General features: G+C 43.6%; 4 protein-coding genes and 1 riboswitch. All 4 genes read right to left on the bottom strand.

The window, feature by feature from the left end; all coding sequences use genetic code 11:
- A partial coding sequence (locus WB217_RS15800; protein WP_423994208.1) for an NAD(P)-dependent oxidoreductase occupies nt 1-300 on the bottom strand: 300 nt, incomplete at its 3' end.
- Nucleotides 287-775 carry a 5-(carboxyamino)imidazole ribonucleotide mutase gene (purE, locus tag WB217_RS15795; RefSeq protein ID WP_423994207.1) on the bottom strand — a complete coding sequence of 163 codons (489 nt, stop codon included), beginning with the start codon at nt 773-775 and terminating at the stop codon, nt 287-289. The genes WB217_RS15800 and purE, both read right to left, overlap by 14 nt.
- Before the next feature lie 142 nt (nt 776-917).
- Nucleotides 918-1019: riboswitch (purine riboswitch) on the bottom strand.
- Between the two features lie 147 nt (nt 1020-1166).
- Nucleotides 1167-1373 carry an NETI motif-containing protein gene (locus WB217_RS15790; RefSeq protein ID WP_423994206.1) on the bottom strand — a complete coding sequence of 69 codons (207 nt, stop codon included), beginning with the start codon at nt 1371-1373 and terminating at the stop codon, nt 1167-1169.
- A complete protein-coding gene (locus WB217_RS15785; protein WP_423994205.1) occupies nt 1370-1912 on the bottom strand; it encodes a DUF2179 domain-containing protein in 543 nt (180 codons plus the stop codon). Before WB217_RS15785 ends, WB217_RS15790 begins: the two co-directional genes overlap by 4 nt.
- Between the last annotated feature and the right edge of the window lie 88 nt (nt 1913-2000).

The following is a 2000-nucleotide window of genomic DNA, read 5'->3' as shown; positions in this document are numbered from 1 at the left end:
AGTACCCTGCGGTACATAAGCATTTTTATTCAGCCACTCAAGCGCATCGGCGTCGATATTCTCAAACTCATAGGTGATCACATCACTGATATCTGAAAGCTGCTTTATTTTATCAAGATCATCATAGTCGCCGAGAACATGCTCATCTGCCACCTGACCACAAGGGCAATCCTCTGTCGGATCGAGCACGGCAACCCTGAACCCCATCGCTTTAGCTGACAAAGCCATCATTTTGCCGAGCTGGCCTCCGCCTATAATGCCGATTGTATGTCCTGGTAAAATCAATTTAGACAAGCTCATCACTGCTTTCCATCACTGATATCTTTGTTTCTTCCCTTAGTCTCTCAAGCTTTTCAGCTACTTCGCTGTCAAAAGCACCAAGGATTTGTGCCGCCAACAGCCCTGCATTCGTTGCGCCTGCCATACCGATTGCCACCGTCGCTACCGGAACACCACCCGGCATCTGGACAATCGAGAGGAGAGAATCAAGGCCATTAAGCGCCTTTGATTGAACCGGCACCCCGATGACCGGCAGTGTCGTTTTTGCCGCAACCATTCCAGGCAAATGCGCCGCACCGCCTGCCCCGGCGATGATTACCTTAATTCCTTCATTCCTCGCACCCTCGGCAAACTCAAACATTAAGTCTGGTGTACGATGGGCCGATACCACTTTCTTTATATAAGAAATCTCCAATTGATCAAGAATGTCACACGCATGCTTCATTGTTTCCCAATCTGATTTGCTCCCCATAATGACTGCAACAGATGTACTCATTTATCTAACCTCCCTGTGTGGAGTATCAAAACAAAAAACCCGGATAGACTACTCCCTCTACATACAGAAGAGAAAGTAGTCTGTCCGGGCGCATACGCAAAGAAATCCATACTCAAAAGAATACGATTTCTATTCCCTTCACTTAAAAACTACTTCCCCTCATAGTCCGGTCATTTACGGTAACCAGGTAGAGACTCATGGGCCATATCCCCATTATTATACGAGGGAAAAACGATTCGCTATCAACAACTCCATATTAACAACTATTTCGAACCCTTGTCAATTAATAATCGAACATTTAAAGTGATTTTAATACAATCGTTCGCCTTTAACACACTAACGCGCTGGGGGTCAGACCCCCGGCGCGTTAGTGTGTTAAAGCAATTTAATTTTACTCCACAGGCCTTGCTTCAAAGATGATCTGCCTTCCAGCTGGCTCATAATCAACTGTCCCATTCTTCTCGACTTCCTTAAAGATCGGCTTCTCCATCCTGCGGACAGGAGCATACCCATCCTTCTTCATTCTATTAAGGCAATCATCGATCGATTCATTCTCACCGACTTCATACATTCGTTTCTTTTTAGTATCCTTGCTCATGAAAATAACTTCCCTTTCCGTACCGATTTAACCAAAAATCCACCGTGAATTGATTTAGGTTCATAGGCAATGATAAATGCCTTCGGATCCAACTCCTTGATGGTCTGGTACAATTTCAGCTCATACTTCCTTGGCGTTAAAATTTGCAACGCCATCCGATCGCCCTCCAGCCCATTAGCAGCCCAATCAGTAACACCGTACCCCTTTTCCCGTAATACCTTCGGAAGATCAAGATCATACTCTTTTGTGATCACATTAATAGTAATATAACCAAGCGCTAGCTTTTCTTCAATCTTCATACCCACAATAACCCCAATTCCATATCCCAAAGCATAGGCAATCAGGTTTTGTATCTCATTCAAATTCTCGAGCACCAAACCAAGCCCGACAACATAGATCACGACTTCAATCGTACTTAACCCGGCAGCAAGATATCGCTGACCCTTCAGCGTCAGGATCATCCTGATCGTAAAAAAAGACACATAAACAATATTGATTATTAAGATGATGGCTACCATGACAAAACTATTCTCCAGCATTAAAAAACCTCCAGACATCTTCTAATAAGCCTTAATGTTCCCATTAATTATTCTTGTTGTAAAGGAAGTTCATTAAAATATCGAAAAA

The organism is Mesobacillus sp. (assembly GCF_049588175.1).
Classification (GTDB): Bacteria; Bacillota; Bacilli; order Bacillales; family Cytobacillaceae; genus Mesobacillus.
The sequence above is the reverse complement of the archived record's forward strand: the minus strand, read 5'-3'. Positions and strand labels throughout refer to the sequence as shown.